This window comes from Streptomyces sp. NPDC014733 (assembly GCF_043083385.1).
GTDB lineage: Bacteria > Actinomycetota > Actinomycetes > Streptomycetales > Streptomycetaceae > Streptomyces.
Genome location: NZ_JBIBYO010000033.1, coordinates 1 through 4,750, shown reverse-complemented (window position 1 = coordinate 4,750; position 4,750 = coordinate 1). Strand labels below are relative to the sequence as shown.

General features: G+C 70.9%; 3 protein-coding genes and 2 pseudogenes. All 5 read right to left on the bottom strand.

Features of this window, described 5'->3' with window-relative positions; translation table 11 throughout:
* Nucleotides 1-152, bottom strand: a pseudogene (locus tag ACF1BH_RS30860) (roadblock/LC7 domain-containing protein); the annotation flags it as partial.
* Nucleotides 103-3,195, bottom strand: coding sequence for a nitrate- and nitrite sensing domain-containing protein (locus ACF1BH_RS30855; protein ID WP_391647729.1), 3,093 nt, complete (start codon nt 3,193-3,195; stop codon nt 103-105). The gene ACF1BH_RS30855 and the pseudogene ACF1BH_RS30860, both read right to left, overlap by 50 nt.
* 371 nt (nt 3,196-3,566) lie before the next feature.
* Nucleotides 3,567-4,163 (bottom strand): ATP/GTP-binding protein, encoded by a 597-nt coding sequence (locus tag ACF1BH_RS30850; RefSeq protein ID WP_391647728.1) that lies wholly within the window; start codon nt 4,161-4,163, stop codon nt 3,567-3,569.
* Nucleotides 4,144-4,551 (bottom strand): DUF742 domain-containing protein, encoded by a 408-nt coding sequence (locus ACF1BH_RS30845; RefSeq protein WP_030289539.1) that lies wholly within the window; start codon nt 4,549-4,551, stop codon nt 4,144-4,146. The genes ACF1BH_RS30850 and ACF1BH_RS30845 overlap by 20 nt, the downstream gene beginning before the upstream one ends.
* A 94-nt stretch (nt 4,552-4,645) precedes the next feature.
* A pseudogene (locus tag ACF1BH_RS30840) lies at nt 4,646-4,750 on the bottom strand (roadblock/LC7 domain-containing protein); the annotation flags it as partial.

The window sequence follows — 4,750 nt, the reverse complement described above, 5'->3', positions numbered from 1 at the left end:
TCCGCGGAGACCACGACCGTGTGGGACACACCGGGGGTGTTGTCCACGAAGTTGGTGATCAACCAGTTCAGGTTCTGCGCCGCCTGGCTCATCGGGCTCACACTAACGCTCCTGATCGTAGGTGCTGCCGGGGCCGAAGCCCTGTTGGTCATTGTGGGGGGACTCCGAGCGGTCCGCCCCCGCGTTGCGGCCCTGCTGGACACCGCGACGCAGATTGCTCAGCCTGCCGCGGATGTCCTCCGGGGCCCGGGAGACCTGGGGGCCACCCTGCGGGCTCTGCTCCGCCGAACCCTCGACCAAGTTGGCCTTGGGCACCCGTCGCGGCAGACCGGACGGGGTGACCCCGCCAGCCTTCGGCTCACGCAGCCGCTCCGCCCGCTCCCACCGTTCGTCGTTGGAGCTGCGCCATTCGGAGCCGTCCAGGACCTGGTCCGACGCCTCCCACCGCTGCGGGGGCACCGTCTGCTCCCCGGGCTGCGCCCACTCCTGCGCAGCAGGCTGCGCCTGCTCGGTGTGGCCTCCGCGGCGCGGAAGGCCGGCATCGGTCAGCGAGTGGGAGTCGCTCGGGGACGGGCCCGGACGGTCGAATGGTACGCGCTCGGACGCGTGGGCGGGAGCGGCGGGTGTATTCCGGTCAGATTCCGCTTCGGCCCCGAAGTGCCCATCGTACGCGGCGGGTTCGAACCCGCCGCCGGTGACGGGTGCTTCGGGAGCGGCGTACGGATGCTGGTCCGTGGCGTGCGGGCCGTCCGCAGGCCGGAAAGCTTCGGTGGTGAACCCACCGTCGCCGTACTGCGGTTGATCGGCTTCCGCATATGCCTGCGGCCCGGGGTGTGCGCCGTACCCGAACGGGTCCGGCGCCGGGTCGCCCAACAGTGGCCCCCCGTCGGCCTGTTGGGCTCCCTGGGCCTCTTCCAGCGCCGCGCGACGCTCCTCGCGCAGCAGTGAACGGCTCATGCCGTCGTGTCCGGCTCCGGCCGCGCGGGGGGTGGTGAACGCGGCGTCGCCGGTGCCCGGTGCGTCCGGACGGTCGGTGCGGGGCCGCTCGGGCGCGGTCCGGGGGACGGTGAAGTCCTCCTCGAACCGGCCGTTGCCGCCACCGCCGTGCGTGATCGCGTCCGGCAGCATCACCAGCGAGGTGGTGCCCGCCTGCTCGCCCGAGGGCCGCAGCTGGACGCGGATACCGTGCCGCTCGGCGAGGCGACCGACCACGAACAGCCCCATGCGCTGGGAGACCGCGGCGTCCACGCTCGGCGGGTTCGCCAGCTTGTGGTTGATGTCCGCGAAGTCCTCGGCGGTCAGCCCGATGCCCTTGTCATGGATCTCGACCATGATGCGGCCGTCGGACATCCGGGTCGCGGCGACCCGCACCTTGGTCTGCGGCGAGGAGAACGTGGTGGCGTTCTCCAGCAGCTCCGACAGCAGATGCACCAGGTCGGTGACGGCCTGACCGTGGATCTCGCTCTCGGTGATCCCGGCCAGCTCGATGCGCTCGTACGACTCGACCTCGGAGGTGGCCGCGCGCAGGACGTCGACGAGGGGGACCGGCTGGTCCCAGCGGCGGCCCGGCTCCTCGCCCGCGAGGATGAGGAGGTTCTCGCCGTTGCGCCGCATGCGCGTGGCGAGGTGGTCCATCCGGAAGAGGTTCTCCAGCTGGTCCGGGTCCGCCTCGTTGTTCTCCAGCTCGGTGATGAGCGTCAACTGCCGCTCGATCAGGCCCTGGTTGCGGCGCGAGAGGTTGGTGAAGATCGCGTTGACGTTGCCCCGCAGCATCGCCTGTTCGGACGCCAGCCGGACGGCCTCGCGGTGCACCTGGTCGAAGGCGCGGGCGACCTCGCCGATCTCGTCGGTCGTCCCGATCGGGATCGGCTGCACCCGGGTGTCCACCCGGCCCGGCTCGGTGCGCGAGAGCTGGTCGACGAGGAGCGGCAGCCGCTGCTCGGCGATGGAGAACGCCGCGGTGCGCAGCGTGCGCATGTTGCGGCTCATCCGGCGCGCCATCAGACCGGCCACCAGGAAGGCGGCGATCAGGGCGGCCAGCACGATGCCGGTGTCGGTGAAGGTGGTCCGCCTGGCGTCCGCCGAGATCTGCGCGGCCTCGGCGACGGCCTTGTCCGCGAGGTCCTTCTCGATGGACCGGTACATGTCGAAGCCGCCGGTCGCCGCCGTGAACCACACCTCGGGGGTGACGCCGCGGTCCGCCAGATCCTGCGGCGACGCGCCGGAACCGATCGCGGTGGCCATGGCGTCCATGGAGGGGGGAGCGCGGAACGGCCGTCCGGCCGCCTCGGCCTCCTGCCGGGCCTGCGCGTTCTTCGTCCGGACCGTCGCCTTGAGCGCGGCGGTGTCCTTCTTCAGGCGCTCGACGTCCTCGGGGGTGCCGCCGGAGGTGTACTCGCCGATGGCGATGTTCTCCAGGTAGCGGTACGACGCGAAGGCGGTGAGCTGACGTGTGTGGGTGGTGCCGGTGGCCGGGGCGACGAGGAGGTGGACGCCGATCGAGCGCTCCAGCGAGGCCGCGGCCTTGGCGAGGGAGAGGGCGTAGACGGTGCGGCCGTAGGAGGTGATGTTGCCGGTGCCCAGGCCGAGTTCGTTGGCGAACTCCATCAGCGGGTGCTGGATGGCGACGTAGCCCTCTTCGGTGCGGACGCCGGGCAGCGCCGAGGTGTACGCGGCGTCGCGCAGCGCGCCGAGACCCTTCTCGGCGGTGGTGAACGCGGCGAGGCGGCGCTTGAGACCCGGCTTGTCCGGCATCGACTCCGCGGCGGTGCGGAAGCCGGCGGCGGCCCGGTCGGTGGCGGCGCGGGCATCCCCGACGGCCGGGTCGCTCTTCTTGCCGCTCAGCAGGGGTTCGGCGGTGCGGTCCCGCTCGTCGATGAGCGCGTTGCCGTAGGTGAGGGCGGCGCGGACGAGCTTCGCGGTGGCCTCCGCGTCCTGTGCGTCCTGCCAGGTCTCCAGGGAGGAGTTGACCCGCAGCCCGCCGAAGACCAGGGCGAGCAGGACCGGGATCAGCAGAATGGCGTTGAGGCGGGTGGCCACCCGCCAGTTGCGCGGGGAGTACGGCTTCCCACCGGAAACGGACGGCGCGGGGGCGGCTTCGGGCGTCCCGGGAGCCGGGCCGGTACTGCGCGACGGCGGGGTGAAGTTGCCCCGCCGGGCCTCCCGCGGCTCGGGGCTCGCCTTGCTTCGCCTCACTCGACCAACAACCTCTCGGCGCGACACGTCGTGCTGTGCCGTTTCTTCTGGGCGTCTCTCCTTCGGAGTTCAGCGAATTTCAGCACGTCGGACGGGTGCCATCCAAACACTGAGCACAGCCTGGGGGAGGCGGGAGAGACCTCAGATAAAAGGGGCGTTAAGGGCGAGCCGCGGCAAAATGCGGGGGAAGCGTGTGCGCAGTGGAGCCAGATGTGCGCAAGGTGTGTCTGTGGCGGGGTAATTGCCTGCCGAAACGTTATGAACACAATCGACAGCGTGTCCAACGACACAGCGTGTGACACGGTCGGTGACACACCCGGGTGGTGCGCCCTACGGCGGGCCCGTCCGGAACGCTCCGGACGGACCCTCCCTCAGCGGAGCCGGGCCATCAGCGCGTGCTCGACCAGCGTGATGAGTGCGCTCTTCGCCTCGCTGCGGTGGCGGGCGTCGGTCGTGATGATCGGCGTACCGGGCCCGATCTGGAGCGCCTCGCGCACCTCTTCGGGCGTGTGCGGCTGCTGCCCCTCGAAGCCGTTGAGGGCGATGACGAAGGGGAGTCCGCTGTTTTCGAAGTAGTCGACGGCGGGGAAGCAGTCGGCGAGGCGGCGGGTGTCGACGAGGACGACGGCGCCGATGGCGCCGCGTACCAGGTCGTCCCACATGAACCAGAAGCGGTCCTGGCCCGGCGTACCGAAGAGGTACAGGATCAGGTCCTGGTCCAGGGTGATGCGGCCGAAGTCCATCGCCACGGTCGTCGTCGTCTTGTCCTGGACGTGGCTGAGGTCGTCGATGCCCGCCGAGGCGGAGGTCATCACGGCCTCCGTACGCAGCGGGTTGATCTCCGAGACGGCCCCGACGAAGGTCGTCTTGCCCACGCCGAAGCCGCCGGCCACCACGATCTTCGCCGAGGTGGTCGAACGCGCCGGGGTGCCTTCCCCGTACGCGGCGTCAGAGCTTGCGAAGTCCACTGAGCACCCTCTCCAGCAGCGTCACGTCCGGCGTACCGCCGGCCTCACCGCTGCCACCCGGCTGATGGATCGCCACCATCCCGGCCTCCGCCAGGTCGGCGACGAGAATGCGCGCCACCCCCAGCGGTATGTGCAGCAGCGCCGAGACCTCGGCCACCGACTTGACCTCACGGCACAGGTGGCAGATGCGCTGGTGCTCCGGCAGCAGGCCGGGCACCTGTGCCGGGTCGGCCGTGGTGCTGACCAGCGCCTCGATGGCGAGCTGGTAGCGCGGCCGGGTCCGGCCGCCCGTCATGGCGTAGGGACGCACCAGGGGCTGGTCGCCTTCGCCGCCGTACGACGCCTGACTGTAGGCATCGTAGGGGTCCGACGTGGGTGGCGGGGTCATGGATCCTCCGGGCGTGACAACTGTCGTGTGCGGGACGGCCGTCGGGTTGGGCCGGTGGGAGTTCGGCGGTGTACGGGACAAGTGCTGTGGCGCTTCAGTGCAACAGGCTGCCCTGGAGTTCGGCGCGTAGGTCGGGGGTGAGGACGTTGCCTGCGCGGTCGACCAGGAGGGCCATTTCGTAGCCGACGAGGCCGATGTC

Excerpts from the sequence above, each read along its gene's own strand:
- ACF1BH_RS30845 (WP_030289539.1), bottom strand. The coding sequence starts at position 4,551 with ATGACCCCGCCACCCACGTCGGACCCCTACGATGCCTACAGTCAGGCG.